Source organism: Vibrio makurazakiensis (assembly GCF_050337375.1).
Lineage (GTDB): Bacteria > Pseudomonadota > Gammaproteobacteria > Enterobacterales > Vibrionaceae > Vibrio > Vibrio makurazakiensis.
In genome coordinates this window covers 1-14347 of the sequence record NZ_JAKJSW010000006.1, presented here as the reverse complement: position 1 = coordinate 14347, position 14347 = coordinate 1, and the positions used below count along the sequence as shown (strand labels likewise).

Below are 14347 nucleotides of genomic sequence, written 5' to 3'. Positions count from 1 at the left end.
TCTTTAGGGACAGTATGTAATTCATAACTTGGGAAACGCGCTGTAAGTTCGGCGGTATGAGTGGCAATATCAGTGGCTTCTACTTTTTCCATCCATTGTAAGCCAATCAAACTATGGGAATCACCAATAGTGTGTTTGGCGAACAAATCGAACTTTCGCCAATCGTCTTTATCAGCCGAGTGAAAGAAGTTAGCACCCGAACCGATGTAAGCAATATCATTTCTAATAAAGACTCTTAGGCTCTCTACTTGCCTTTCTGCTAGGTTCTCGATATTTCGGTAGTTTGAGAGTTTCTGAATCTGATAGATAACCGCCAAACAAGCCACAGTAACTAACATAGATATCAGGAAAGTGCTAAGCGAGTATGTGAGCCGACTAAATCGAGTCATCGAATGTGCTGTGTGGGGCATGTTTACTCGAATGAGATAAAGGAAGACCGCCAAATAATAACTGAACCGCCACCCATTCTCTATACTTGTATATCAATGAAGCTTTCAAAGTTTGATTAAAATAACACCCTTAGGAGTACTACAACTCCAGACACTTTACTTTTAGCCGTTTTTTTCACCTATCGAGTAAAGATAAGCCATGAACAGCGCCATTTTATTAAGCGTTAGACCTTGAATATGCTAGTATCTCCCCAATATTTTAAGCTTAATTAGATACTTTTCTTGTGTCTGCGTATTACCTAGCTAGTCAGGTAATTACGCCATTAAATCAATCTAAAGAGAAATCACTATGATCGTTGATTTGAACCTAATCCCACAAACGTTTGACATGCTTCACGCAGGCCTTACTGCATCAAGCGTTTTATTGCTACTTCTTGCTGTTTCTCGCAAAACTCAAGTAGTCGAAAAAATTGTTGAAAAACCGGTTGAAAAAATCGTTGAAGTTGAGAAAACAGTCGAGAAGATTGTTGAAGTAGAAAAAGTAGTAGAAGTTGAGAAAGTAGTAGAAAAGGTTGTTGAAGTTGAATCTAAACTAGCAACGGCCTCTACCGATTCTGCAATGCAGCTACTGTCTATCATGCAGCAAGAAGCTCGCCTAATTGATTTCCTACAGGAAGACCTAACCTCATTCTCTGATGAAGAAGTCGGTGCAGCTGCGCGTGTTATTCACACTGGTGGTAAAAAGGTACTAGGTGACTACGTAAGCTTGACTCACATCCGTAATGAAGAAGAAGAAACTCGCATTACAATTGAAGACGGTTTTAATCCTCAAGAAGTTCGTTTAACGGGCAACGTAACGGGTAACGCTCCATTTAATGGCACCCTAGTTCATAAAGGCTGGAAAGCAACAGAAATGAACCTACCAAAACTTGCTGAAAACTACGATGCTTCAGTTATCGCACCAGCAGAGGTAGAGCTTTAATGGACAACCAAAACCTTTCGACTGACACACAGGTTCAAGATACAGCTCAACACCCAAAGTTTAGTGTGGGTATCGATTTAGGTACGACTCACTGTGTTTTATCTTACATCGATACTTCTGATGAGGATGCACGCGTTCAAGTAATGCCAATCCCGCAATTAACTGCGCCAGGTACAGTTGAAACACGTAACCAGCTAGGTTCATTTTTGTACCAGCCACACGAACACGAAATGAACCCTGCTTCACGTGTTCTACCTTGGTCTTCAGAGCCTACCGCTCTTGTTGGTGCAATTGCTCGTAACCTTGGTTCTAAAACACCTATTCGCTTGATAGCCAGCGCTAAGTCTTGGCTATGTCACGGTGGCGTAAACCGTCGTGATGCTTTCCTTCCAGCAGGAAGCCCAGAAGAAGTTGAAAAAGTATCGCCATTAAAAACAACTGAGCTTTACCTTGAGCATCTAAAAGAAGCTTGGAACCACACACACCCTGAGCACCAGTTAGCTGAACAAGATGTGACAATCACGGTACCAGCCTCTTTCGATCCAGCTGCACGCGATTTAACAGCAGAAGCAGCTCGTAATGTTGGTTTTACACATTTAACTCTACTTGAAGAGCCTCAAGCAGCACTTTACAGCTGGATTGATAACAGCGACGACACGTGGCGTGATGAAGTAAACGTTGGTGACGTGGTACTGGTTGTTGATATCGGTGGTGGTACAACTGACCTTTCTTTAGTTGAAGTAACAGAAGAAGAAGGTAACTTAACACTGAATCGTATCGCTGTAGGTGAACACATCCTACTAGGCGGTGACAACATGGATTTAGCGTTGGCTTACCGTTTGAAAATGAAGCTGGCTCAAGAAGGCAAAGAACTAGCACCATGGCAAGTTCAAGCTATGACTCATGCATGTCGTGATGCAAAAGAAGCCCTATTGAATGATGCTGAATTGCAAGCTGTTCCGATTGTTGTCCCTAGCCGCGGTTCTAAGCTACTGGGCGCGACATTGAAAACTGAGTTAACACAGCAAGAAGTTCAACAAACTTTAGTCGATGGTTTCTTCCCGCAAGTAGCCGTTACTGAGCACCCTGTACAAAAGACGCGTGGCGCACTTACTCAAATGGGTCTGCCTTACGCTCAAGATGCAGGTATTACTCGTCACATTGCAGCGTTCCTATCTAAGCAAGCGAATGCGCTTTCTGGAAATAGCGGTAATGAATCTGCTCAGCAAGATTTCAACCCATTTGCAAACATGCCGGGTATGCCGGGTGCTGAAGCACCAACTGCCGACTTTATCAAACCAACCGCAATTTTATTCAACGGTGGTGTACTAAAATCGAATCTACTAGCAACTCGCCTTTCTGACACTATTAATGAATGGCTCGTCAATGCAGATGCAGAGCTTGCTAAACAACTGAGTGGCCTTGATTTAGACCTTGCCGTTGCGAGTGGCGCTTCTTACTACGGCGCAGTACGTCGTGGCCAGGGAGTTCGTATTCGTGGTGGTATCGCATCTTCTTACTACGTAGGAATTGAAAGTGCGATGCCTGCTATTCCAGGCATGGCTCCACCAATGGAAGCACTGTGTGTGGCTCCGTTTGGTATGGAAGAAGGCTCTAGAGTTCAAGTTCCTAGCCAGGAATTTGGTTTGGTGATTGGTGAACCTGTGCATTTCCAATTCTTCGGTTCAACAACACGTCGTGAAGATGTTGCTGGTACTCACCTAGATTACTGGAACCCTGAAGACCTAGAAGAGCTACCTGAAATTCAAGTTACATTACCAGTATCTGAAGGCCGACGTGAAGGTGAAGTTGTTCCTGTCACCTTGGCATCTCGCGTTACTGAGTTAGGTACTCTTTACTTAGAAGCGATAGCAACGGACAACGGTCAGAAATGGCACGTTGAGTTTGATGTTCGAGAGGATTCAGCTTCGTCTGATGATTCTGAGAACGTTCAACACTAAACACCTTCTAACGGCATCCAAACGGGTGCCGTTTTTAAATCTAAAGTCAGTAAACGTAGCGCATACCATCGTAATGGTATTATTTACAATCGTTTGATTGTATCGAACACTTAAACAACCTCGTTTACTTTCATAATGTTTAATTTCCATAATTAATAACGTGAGGTTCAGTAATGGCATCTCCTCGCTTTCTCGTTGGGATAGATTTAGGTACAACAAATACTGTTGTAGCATTTTGTGAAATCTCTGACGACCTACAGCAATCCCCTGTATCACTGTTTGAAATCGACCAACTCATTGGCCCGGGAGAAGTGGTGCGTAAACCGCTTCTTCCTTCTTTCCGTTATCATCCTGCTAATGGACAAATATCTCCTTCAGACCTTTCCTTACCATGGGAAGTACAGCCTGTTGCAGGTGATATTAAGAATGCCATTATCGGAGAGTGGGCTCGCGAACTGGGTGCCAAAGTTGAAGGCCGTCAGGTATCCAGCGCGAAAAGCTGGTTGTCACACCAAGCGGTTGACCGAAACTCTGAAATTTTACCTTGGGCTGGTGCCACCGACGTTGACAAGGTTTCCCCCGTAACGGCCAGTGCAAGCTATTTAAACCACATTAGGCAAGCCTGGAACTACCGTAACCCAAGCAATAAATTAGAAGACCAAGACGTTGTGGTAACTGTGCCTGCTTCATTTGATGAAACGGCACGTAAGTTGACTCTAGAATCGGCATCCCTAGCAGGTTTAACCAAAATCGTGTTGCTCGAAGAGCCTCAAGCAGTCTGCTACGACTGGTATGCTCGACATCAGCAAACCGCCGCAGACGAACTCAAGCCACTGCCGTTAGTATTAGTATGTGATGTCGGTGGTGGTACAACCGATTTGAGCTTAATCGAAGCAAAGTTTGCAGGTGAAGAGCTCGCACTTGATCGAATTGGCGTCGGTGAACACCTGATGCTCGGTGGCGATAACTTAGATTTAGCGTTAGCGCACCTTGCAGAACAACGCTTTAATCAAACTAAGAAGCTGAACGCAGCGAGTTTAACCAAGCTAATACAGCAAACTCGTAAAGCCAAAGAGCATCTACTTTCAGCCGATGCGCCTGAAGAAGTTAAGATCACTATGCTAGGTAGCGGTTCTAAGCTACTTGGCGGAACTAAGAGCGTTGGATTAACCAAAAGCGAAGTTCACCAAATCGCATTAGACGGCTTTTTCCCTCTTTCTGATTTTTCTGAGACACCCGATAAACGTCGTAGTGCTGTAGTCGAATTTGGTTTGCCATATGTCGCCGACCCAGCAGTAAGCAAACACGTTGCCGAGTTCCTAACTCAATACCAACAAGTTTCTAAAGCGGCGTTGGAGTCCCTAGACCAGACTTCAGAAGGCCCTGCTATTCCTGTTGGTTTACTGCTCAATGGTGGTGTATTCAATAGTGAACTAGTGACCGAGCGTATTACCAACCTACTAGGAAACTGGCGCGGATCCCCTGTTACGGTATTGGATAACCCGCATCCTGATTGGTCAGTGGCACTTGGTGCGGTAGCTTTCGGCAAGGCAAGACGCGGTGCTCAGTTAAAAATTGGCGGCGGTGCTGCTCGTTCATATTTCTTGCACTTACAAGAAAAAAACAAAATGGRCAAAGCTCTATGTTTACTGGCTAAAGGGACTGATGAAGGGAACGAGATTCGTTTGAACGGTCGACGATTCTCACTTACGTTAGGTGAACCAGTCCGATTTAACCTTCTCACTTCAACTCACGATACGTTGAGCAACAATACAGCGATTCAAAATGGCGTGATGGTTAATGTCGACCCAGACCTATTTTCGCCACTTCCTCCGTATATTTCGACGCTAGATGGAAGTAAAGATACGAACCTACAAGCCAATCAAAAAGAAAGGGTGGAAGTTCAACTTGCCTGCCAACTTACAGAGGTTGGTACACTAAAAATGGAATGCGTGAGTGTCGATGACGATAGCCAACGTTGGCAGCTCGAATTTGAAGTTCGTAATCAGCAAGCTGATACAGAAGAAAATGAGAACCTGCACCCTCGTTTAGGTGAGTGCAAAGAGCTCATTTCTCGCCTTTATAGCGGTAATAAGAAGAGTGCTGATACCAAAGAAATCAAAACACTCGCTAAAGATTTAGAGAAAAAGCTCGGTAANCGTGATGATTGGGATTTCACCACCTTACGTCAACTGTTCGATACCTTTTCTTTAGGGCGCAAGCGACGTCGCCGCTCTGAACAACATGAGAAAAGCTGGCTACGCTTAGCCGGTTTTGCAATGAGACCTGGTTTTGGCGATCCGACCGATTCATGGCGTATGGAGCAAGTCTGGGGACTTTACCAACAAAGCATTCAGTTCCAAAACCATCAAGGTTGGACTGATTGGTGGGTATTCTGGCGTCGAGTTTCTGGTGGTTTAAACCAAGAACAACAAGAAACTATTCTTGCAGACATTGCCAAGTATTTACACCCAGGTGCTGCTAGAAACCCTAAGTCAGTAAAAGAAGCGCAGGAGCAAGGTTACGAAGCCATGGTTCGCCTATCAGCTTCTCTAGAGCATTTAGATGTTGAAGATAAAACTCTACTCTCTACTTGGTTCTTAAATAAGGCGATAAACCAAAACCAATTTGAACAAGCACACTGGTGGGCTTTAGGGCGTTTGGCGTCACGAACTCCACTATATGGTAGTCAGCATAACGTAATCCCAAGGGAACAAGTTGAGCAATGGCTACCAAAAATGCTTGAACAAAATTGGCAAAAGGAACCAATGGCAGCATTCGCGACCGTGATGATTTGTAGAAAGACGGGTGACCGGTTATTTGATATTTCCGATGATTACCGTGAACAAGTACTGACAAAACTGACGCAAAGTAAAGTACCAGAAGCTTGGGTTGGTTTAGTTGAGGAAGTGAAGGAGTTGTCAGAAAACGAATCAAAACGTATTTTTGGTGATGCACTACCAAGTGGTCTAAGTTTGATCAACCAATAGCTTTATCGGTCTGTAGGCAACATTGTTTACAGACCATTTCCTTTCATGAGTCACTAATTATCAATCATTGATGCCTCTCATTGAGCGACGGCTCATTTAAAGAAACTTCTTCTGGTATCGAACTATGGCAAAAATAGGTGTGGCTCTGGCTACGCTTAGCCTTATACATAGCCGCATCGGCTAACTTAAACATGCATGCGATATCGGTTGTATGTTTAGGGTACAAGCTAATTCCAATACTCACCCCAACAGAAACCGCTTCACCACCGATAATCATAGGCTCCCGTAACAACTCAACCAATTGCTTCGCTTTAGCGTCAACACCATCATAAGTATCGAGTAGATCTAGGCACACCACGAACTCATCTCCACCGATCCGCCCAACAAAGTCAGATTCTCGAATGTTTTGGCTTAGTCTGGACGCTACGTATCTTAAAACTTCATCTCCGGCTTCATGCCCTTTACAGTCGTTGATCAATTTAAATTTATCGAGATCGAGAAAAAGTAACGCTATATTCAATTTGGATCGCTTAGCTTTTTTACTTGCCTCTTCTAACATCTGTTTACACGCCCTTCGGTTAAATAACCCAGTCAGAGGATCTCGCTCCGATAGGAAAGTTAACTGCTCTTTCTGCTTCTCAAGTTTAGAGGTTTGACGTTTAACCTCACGCTCTAGTTCATCTTTAGTGACTGTGGTTTGCTGCAGAGACTCTTTCATTTGATTAAAAGTATTGGCGATAACAACAAACTCACTGTCTAAGTTTTCAGAACCGACTCGGCTATTCATGTTACCGCTGCCTAGATCTTTAATGCCCTTGCGAATGGTTCGGCACCCCACTCGAAAACGTCGCAGTATCATCGTCGAAATACAAAGTACTAAAATTGCGAAGGCCAAAATTTGAATGGCACTCGTGACTAAGGTGTTTTTCTGTTCTTCAGCTTTTGTCAGTAAAAGGGCTTTTTGTAAGTGAAATAGTTCATCAACCATATTCTGAACAATCATATTGTATCTGGAGTGCAAAAGCGTAATAGCCTGAATCACATTTCGAGAGTCTGAGTTTGCTACAAAATTTCTCATATTATGTTGTTGAATGAGCTTAGACTCCTGATCAATCAACCCCACTAACCCATTATTCATCGTTTTAATATTATCGACTTCATCACCTAGGTACGTACATGCGTCTAACTTGTCCGACAAATCCTTCTGAGCTTCCAAGACAGCGTTTAAACTAACTTGATCTCCAAACTGCAAAAACACCCAAAGCTGACTCCTCAACAAGTCGACACTTCTTTGAACTTGAATCACTTCAGATATCGCTTTCTGTGCTTTCTCATGTTTTTCTAACACATACCACCAAGATGCAGTAATCACTGCCACCAGCAAAAATGACGAAATGAAGAGAATATGTAATTTTCTATAAATAGAGCCCTTCATATCAAAAGGCTCCCTGCTGAAGCACTTCTTCAAGAGGCTTTCTAAACATCACACTTCTATAGTCAGGCTGTGCTCCTGAAACAATCCCTGAGTCCAACGCCCATCTTGCTTGCTGCTGTAAGTTAGATAACAAAGCATTGCCCAATGAAAGCCYAAATACATAGTCGTTCCATGACCACTCTAATTGCTCTATAGGAATATTTAGCTCCTGAGCGATAAGTGCCCGAGACAAGTCGGGGTTATTGTGAATCCACTCAATTGAAGAACCCAAAGCTTCAAGAATTAGAGCGGCACTTCCATGGTCAGCATTTATAGTTTGCTCTAACGTAATCAAATTAAATGAGAGCGTATAAATACCTGCAATACCTAGATTAGTAAGGTGCTTTTCAGCATCAGCTTCCACCAAATAACCGTAGGGTTCCCAGACCGAAATGGCGTCTACTTGATTAGAAATCAGGGCTTTACCTAGCTCCTGTGGAGGCAAGTAAACCTTATCGAATTGCATTTTCTTTAAATTTGAAGCGATCAATAAAGAGTCGAGATAGAACTCACTCGAACTTGACTTGATCAACCCTACTCGCTTGCCTGATAGATCTTCAATTTTGCTTATGCTTTGTCCTTGCAAGGTTAAAAGCTTTAGATCGTTTGAAGATCCGACAAAGCTAGCAAGCACCTTAAAGTCGTTTCGTTTAAAGCTCTGGAACATGACGACAGACTCAGAAGCAGTAGCGTAGTCAACCTGTCCGCTAAATAGCATTTCTGCACACGCTACTCCTCCAAAACAAGGAACTAGCTGAATATTCAAACCAAGCTTTTCAAAATACTGGTTATTTGAGGCAATGAGAAAAGGTGATGAAAGAGGCGTTTGTGACACTCCAATACGAACCACCTCTGCAGGTTGGTTATTAGAGTGATTGAAATTATTCACATAAATAAGGAGAACAACGAACAAGCTTAGCCCGATGGCGAGCATTCTTTTAGTGGTAACGATATTCATAACTACCTCAGTTCAAGTGAACTTAGTTTAATATTAGTCTGAATCCGTTAGATTTCTTGTGATTGACGCATAAAACCATATAAAAAGAGTAATCAACTCATTCGTTTTAACAGCCACTAATCAATAAGTGTTGAGAGTGGCTGTTTAAACGTCTAACAAAAATTATGATCAGTGGTGCTGACCACCAGGGTTAACTGAAAAATCGGTGTTTTCGTAAATATCGGAGAGTTTTTTGGGGTTGGATGATTTCCGTCGAGCGAAGCTCGCTGATAATTTGTCACATTCCTCATTACGTATTGAATCGGCATGTAATTGAGCCGAATCCAAATACTCGGAATCTTGAAGAGCTTGTATACGCAGTTTATTAACGCGTTCTAAAGTGTCCCACAACATAAGCACCTCCCACTGTTTATATAACCAGTATAGATAAGCTTAGCTACAAAGCAATATTTAACTGTACATAAAAACAGTTATTAGTTAATTACTTCCATCTTTATTGTGTTTTTCCATAGTGTTACAAAATCAGTAAGCCAGATATAAACCAAAAAAAACGAGCCATAGCTCGCTTTTTTGATATTTTTAAAACTGTTTTAACCTAAGCTCTATGGCCAATTTTCACTGAGCCTTTCGTGCTAAACCATAAGGTTTCGCTACGGCGGCGGCCTAATAGGATTGGGCCATCATCGTAGAAAAGGAAGTTTTTCCAGTGTTTCTTAAATACTGACCACTTAGTTTCTAAGATGTTGTACTTCTCGTAGCAGAAGTAAACTGTCACATCATCTTGCCAATCAATATGCGCTAGGATCTCTTCAGGAAGCTCTGGTTCATCCGCATCCCAGTGAGACATCCAATTAACTTCTTCTGACCAGTTTGATGCTTTACTTGGCCAATCCTGCGAGCTTAGTCTTTCTGAATCAGGGCTTTGTGGGCTTACGTTCTCTTTCCAGAACTGTGAAGCACGCGCCTGAGTCATAGGCTTGATCTTCTCCAACTCTTCAGACGGTAAAGGCATAGACTGGTGAGTGAAAATCCATTTTCTTTGGTATTCATCCAAAGTTGTATACGACATCAAATATCCTCGAAACAATTTGATTTTATGGCGATCGATATTGGCAGCCTAAGGCTTCAACCAACCTTTGTTGACCGCATCTTCTATAACTTGCTGAGCCTTGTCCCACAACACTGTAGAACCAAGCTCAATTTTTTTATTGATAGTTAAAGCCTGCTCACGAGCAATACCATGCTCCATCCAGCTTTGACCTTGATTATGGTGATTAAGCAACATTGGAATTAGTCGATCCAACGCCTTAGCAAATTGAGCGTCAGCGGTTTTAGCGGATTCAAACTCTAGCCATGTGTCCAGTAAAGCCTTGCCTTGTTCTTCAGGCAACATTCCAAATAGACGATGAGCAGCCTCTAGCTCTTTTGCTTCTTGTTCTTGCGCAGCGGCAATGTCGTAAACCAAAGTATCGCCAGCGTCGATCTCTACAACATCATGGATTAACAACATTTTCACTACGCGAGCAATATCTACAGGTTCATTAGCATGCTCTTCTAATAGAATTGCCATAAGAGCAACATGCCAACTATGCTCCGCGCTATTTTCAAGCCTTTTATCGGCACTTTTAACGCGTGTTCGGCGTAAAATTGACTTAAGCTTATCCAGTTCAATCAGTAATTCTAACTGCTTTTTCAGCCTGTCCATTTGCTTTACCTTTTGTCTTCCCAATTTGGGTTAACCAGTGAAGTCAGTACATGATCTTCCCATTGCCCATTAATCTGAAGGTAATCTTTTGCATAGCCTTCACGTTCGAAATCAAGACTTTGTAGAACCGCTTCGCTACGCTTATTTCTCGGCATATAGCTAGCCATAAGTCGATGCATGTTTTGATGCTCAAACATATAGTCCGCGGCCATACGTAAGCCTTTACGCATGTAGCCAGAACCTTGAGCATTTTGAGCCAGTGAATAGCCAACGTTACATGCATAAAAAGGGAAGCGTGATAAGTTACTAAACGAAATAGTGCCCAGCATTTTATCAGTTTCAGCGTCGATCAATAAGCAATAATAGCCAAGCCCCATTTTATGCAGTTCATGAAGTTTAATAAGACGCTGCGCCCAACCTGTAGCAGTAAAAAACACTTCTTCACGGGCTGGCTCCCATGGTTTAAGAAACTCACGATTTTCAATGAAGTAGCGGCTGATCATCTCAGCATCATCTGGGTTTGCTGTTCTAACGAGCAAACCGCCCTCTTTTTTATACACTTTTTCCGCTGTGCTGAAATCTTCCATTAGTTTTTACGAATCCCGTAATCTCGTAACTTGTTGGCAATCGAGGTGTGAGACACGTTCAAACGTTTAGCCAATTTGCGGCTCGATGGGAACGACTGATACAGCTTCTCAAGAATTTGAGACTCATAGTCTTTCATTATCTCATCAAGAGAACCATCTATATTCAAGTTCGCCATTCCAGACGCGACCGTCTCAAGTTGTGGCAAATGAAAATGTTCGACAGTAAGGCGATCGCCTTCAAGTTCAGTTAATGCGCGCAGTACCATGTTATCTAGTTGACGAATATTCCCAGGCCACTGATAGTTACCCAGTTGTTCAACGAGCTCTTCATCTAACTTAGGTTTAAGTAAACCAAGTTGCTGCGCGTATTTAGCAACAAATAATTCTAGAAGTGGGCCAACATCGTTAGAGCGTTCACGCAATGCTGGAATAGACAAAGTAAGTACGTTTAAACGGTAGAATAGATCTTCGCGGAAGCCTCCTGATTCAGCGAGTTCGGCCAGCTTATGACGTGTAGAAGCTATGATACGAACATCAACATGCATTTCATCTTCCGCGCCAACGCGACGGAAAGTGCCGTCTTGGAGAAAGCGAAGTAATTTGATTTGAAGGTGGGCGCTCATTTCACCGATTTCATCAAGAAATACAGTACCGCCATTTGCCTGTTCAAAAATACCCTTGTGAGCCAATTCGTGATTAAACGACCCTGGAGCATGACCAAATAATTCGGTTTCAGCTACGTCATCTGGCATTGAAGCACAGCTCAATACTAGGAATGGATAAGATGAACGGTTAGAACGGTTATGACATGCTTTAGCCAGCATTTCTTTACCTGTACCAGTATCACCTTCAATCAACAAAGGTTGGTCAAGCATAGCAAGCTTTTTCGCTTGGCTGATCAGCGCTTTATGACGATTAGATATACCAACAAAGTGTTCAAAGCCAAGGTTATTCTGTTCTGGTAATGCGTCTTGAGAATCTGCTGCTTGTTGGCTTGAGCGAATCGTCATTACCGCGCTAGCTAATACTGCTTCGTTACTGTCACCGCCCAAATAAACGGGAATGATTTCAACGGAATAATCTAAGCCTTCAAGAACCATGGACTCACGATGACGGTTAACATCGCCTTCGATCCATGTAGAGAAGTTGAAGCTTGGCATTAACGCTGACACGGGCTCGCCAATAATTTCTTGTTCGCTTTTATCAAAAAGGCTTAAAGCAGCATGGTTAGCCATATCTACCGACCCTTTAAGATCGATAGCAAGAACAGGGTCTGGAAGATTCGCCAGTAAAGCGATTAACTCAGTATTATGCCTTTCACTTGGCATAAACTGGATCTTACGGACGTCTTTTACTCCCGTGATACGGCGTATTTCAGCCATCAGTTCGCTAAACGTATCAAAATCAATATCTGGACAGTTTAAATAGATAATTCCAGAGACATCAATTTCAATACCACGCAAGTCGATGGCTTTTGACGCTAAGATATCGAGTAACTCACGGGTTAGACCAAGTCGGTCTTCACAAAAAACTTCAAGACGCACTAATTGTTCCTACTATAAGGTGTCAGGAAAAGTTGACACTAGTTTGTAGTATAGCAATATGAGCCGTCAAGCACTCTAATGTGTGTAAACTCTATTTAAGTGTGATTTGCGCAAGCTTTGACACTATTTGTTTACGAATTGCACTAAGTTTAACAGCTCGTTCTTGTTTCCAAGGGATAGGACGTAGCAATGACATAGCTTTAATACCTAAACGCGCGGTTAAGATACCAACACCCAGTCCCGGCCCAGCTCTCGCTGATACTTTTCCAGCAAGATCCATAGACATCAAATCCATACTTGCATCAACGGCTAATTCACTCGCCCCTGCGACTGCCATATTGACCAACACCAACTTAAACAATTTCAAGCGAGACCAATACCCCAGCTCAACACCATAGATGTCTGCCAGTCGGTCGATCATCTTAAAGTTACGCCAAGCCACCAGCAGCATATCAGCAGCTGCCAATGGGCTTATCGCCACCAATGCAGCCGATTCCGTCGCGTGAAGAGAGACTACTTTAGTCGCCTGCTTATCTTGCTCGGCGATCACTAGTGCGTCATACATATCGAGTACTTCTGAATCACTATGTGCCGGGTTCACACTGTTGATCCACTTGTCATATGCTGGACTTTCTTGTTTCACGCCACCTTGCTTGGCAATTGATATACAGAAAGCTTTCCCCTTGCCTACGCTGTCACTCGCGATCAGTGCTTCGCTTTGCTCTTGAACACTAAAATGATTTTTCAAAGAACGCAGTTTCCACAGCTCTTTACCAATCGCACCAAGACCGAACGAAGCAATTGCTGCAATAAAACCAGCCCAACCTAATGCTAACCAATCAGCACTTTGGATTGCCGTAATTACGGAGTCCACAGCTTGCCAGGCTACCAACCCAGAAAAGCTCCCTATTAATGCTGTCGCTAGCCACTTGCGACCTTTTTTCGGTCGAATCACTTGCTCTAGCTGTTGCTCACTGTCGCTCTCTTGCTGCTCTTCAACTTTAACCGGAATAAATGTCGCTTTCTCAGAAAACTGAACTTGCGCCGTTAACTCTGGAGAGACATGCTCGGAATTTGATGAACTTGAGCTATTTTTCTCAGAGCTTAACGGTTGATCAAAAAGCTGTTTGTTTCTCAATTCTGATCCTTGTTTTGGGTCACTCATTTCAATTTATCTCCCACTAGATATTCTAGTGCTTTATCCAATCGAATATGCTGACAAGGCTGATCAGCCTCTGCCGGTAGTGGGCGAAACGCAGTAAAATCAAACGCGTTGTCTTGCCAGTAGTCTTTCTGAGGTACTTTCTTCGGTACTTCCCCGGGGAACATCGTCTGAGGCTGACCTTCAAGTGTTACTCCTTGTAACGCAGGAACACTTGTATCTCCCGATGAAACAAAGCCCGATGTCGTTGCTTGAATGGATGCAATTGTCATGCAGCTCATATCAATATGCTCGAAAGCTGCATGTTGCCACGCTGGGTGTACCATTTGTTGTAACAAAGAGGCCAAGTTCCCATGCTGCTCTGGCGTAACATGATCGGCTTTAGTAGCGGCGAATAAAATTTTGTCTATTTTCGGTGCAAACAGGCGTTTCAGAACATTACTTCGACCATATTTAAAGCTTTTCATCAATTGCTCTAATGCGCCGCGCATGTCGTAGAAAGACTCGTAGCCAGCGTTTAATGGCTGCAAGCAATCGACAAGAACAATTTGTCTATCAAAGGTAGAAAAGTGATTCAAAGGTAGAAAAGTGATTC

General features: G+C 43.1%; 12 protein-coding genes and 1 pseudogene. 3 read left to right on the top strand and 10 right to left on the bottom strand.

All coding sequences use genetic code 11. From position 1 onward, the window contains the following. Positions 1-410, bottom strand: a pseudogene (locus L4C33_RS00630) (sensor domain-containing diguanylate cyclase); the annotation flags it as partial. Between the two features lie 328 nt (positions 411-738). On the opposite strand from L4C33_RS00630, the gene L4C33_RS00625 reads away from it, so the two are divergent. The 3 genes from L4C33_RS00625 to L4C33_RS00615 all read left to right on the top strand — a co-directional run bounded on the left by L4C33_RS00625 (position 739) and on the right by L4C33_RS00615 (position 6322). Continuing rightward, positions 739-1371, top strand: a complete 633-nt coding sequence (locus L4C33_RS00625) for a DUF2760 domain-containing protein (RefSeq protein ID WP_428810557.1) — start codon at positions 739-741, stop codon at positions 1369-1371. Beyond that, positions 1371-3332, top strand: a complete 1962-nt coding sequence (locus L4C33_RS00620; protein WP_428810556.1) for an Hsp70 family protein — start codon at positions 1371-1373, stop codon at positions 3330-3332. Before L4C33_RS00625 ends, L4C33_RS00620 begins: the two co-directional genes overlap by 1 nt. 173 nt (positions 3333-3505) lie before the next feature. After that, positions 3506-6322: an Hsp70 family protein gene (locus L4C33_RS00615; RefSeq protein WP_428810555.1), complete on the top strand. Its 2817-nt coding sequence runs from the start codon at positions 3506-3508 to the stop codon at positions 6320-6322. Positions 6323-6386: 64 nt separating this feature from the next. Here the strand turns inward: L4C33_RS00615 and L4C33_RS00610 are convergent, their stop codons facing one another. The 9 genes from L4C33_RS00610 to L4C33_RS00570 form a co-directional block, all read right to left on the bottom strand. Further along, entirely contained in the window at positions 6387-7757 is a 1371-nt protein-coding gene (locus tag L4C33_RS00610; protein WP_428810554.1) for a diguanylate cyclase, read from the bottom strand. A gap of 1 nt (position 7758) precedes the next feature. Further along, positions 7759-8754 carry an ABC transporter substrate-binding protein gene (locus tag L4C33_RS00605; protein WP_428810553.1) on the bottom strand — a complete coding sequence of 332 codons (996 nt, stop codon included), beginning with the start codon at positions 8752-8754 and terminating at the stop codon, positions 7759-7761. Positions 8755-8922: 168 nt separating this feature from the next. Continuing rightward, positions 8923-9147: a hypothetical protein gene (locus tag L4C33_RS00600; RefSeq protein ID WP_428810552.1), complete on the bottom strand. Its 225-nt coding sequence runs from the start codon at positions 9145-9147 to the stop codon at positions 8923-8925. 202 nt (positions 9148-9349) lie between these two features. After that, entirely contained in the window at positions 9350-9823 is a 474-nt protein-coding gene (locus L4C33_RS00595; protein ID WP_428810551.1) for a DUF2947 domain-containing protein, read from the bottom strand. A 48-nt stretch (positions 9824-9871) separates the two neighbouring features. Then, positions 9872-10459, bottom strand: a complete 588-nt coding sequence (locus tag L4C33_RS00590; RefSeq protein WP_428810550.1) for an HD domain-containing protein — start codon at positions 10457-10459, stop codon at positions 9872-9874. A gap of 5 nt (positions 10460-10464) precedes the next feature. Beyond that, the gene (gene rimJ / locus L4C33_RS00585; protein WP_428810549.1) at positions 10465-11046 is read right to left on the bottom strand and encodes a ribosomal protein S5-alanine N-acetyltransferase; all 582 of its coding nucleotides are present in this window, start codon (positions 11044-11046) and stop codon (positions 10465-10467) included. Continuing rightward, a complete protein-coding gene (gene tyrR, locus L4C33_RS00580; protein WP_428810548.1) occupies positions 11046-12590 on the bottom strand; it encodes a transcriptional regulator TyrR in 1545 nt (514 codons plus the stop codon). Before tyrR ends, rimJ begins: the two co-directional genes overlap by 1 nt. A gap of 91 nt (positions 12591-12681) precedes the next feature. Then, complete coding sequence (locus L4C33_RS00575; protein WP_428810547.1) at positions 12682-13755, bottom strand: YcjF family protein; 1074 nt, start codon at positions 13753-13755, stop codon at positions 12682-12684. After that, on the bottom strand, positions 13752-14347 hold a 596-nt coding region (locus L4C33_RS00570), incomplete at its 5' end, for a YcjX family protein (protein WP_428810546.1). The genes L4C33_RS00575 and L4C33_RS00570, both read right to left, overlap by 4 nt.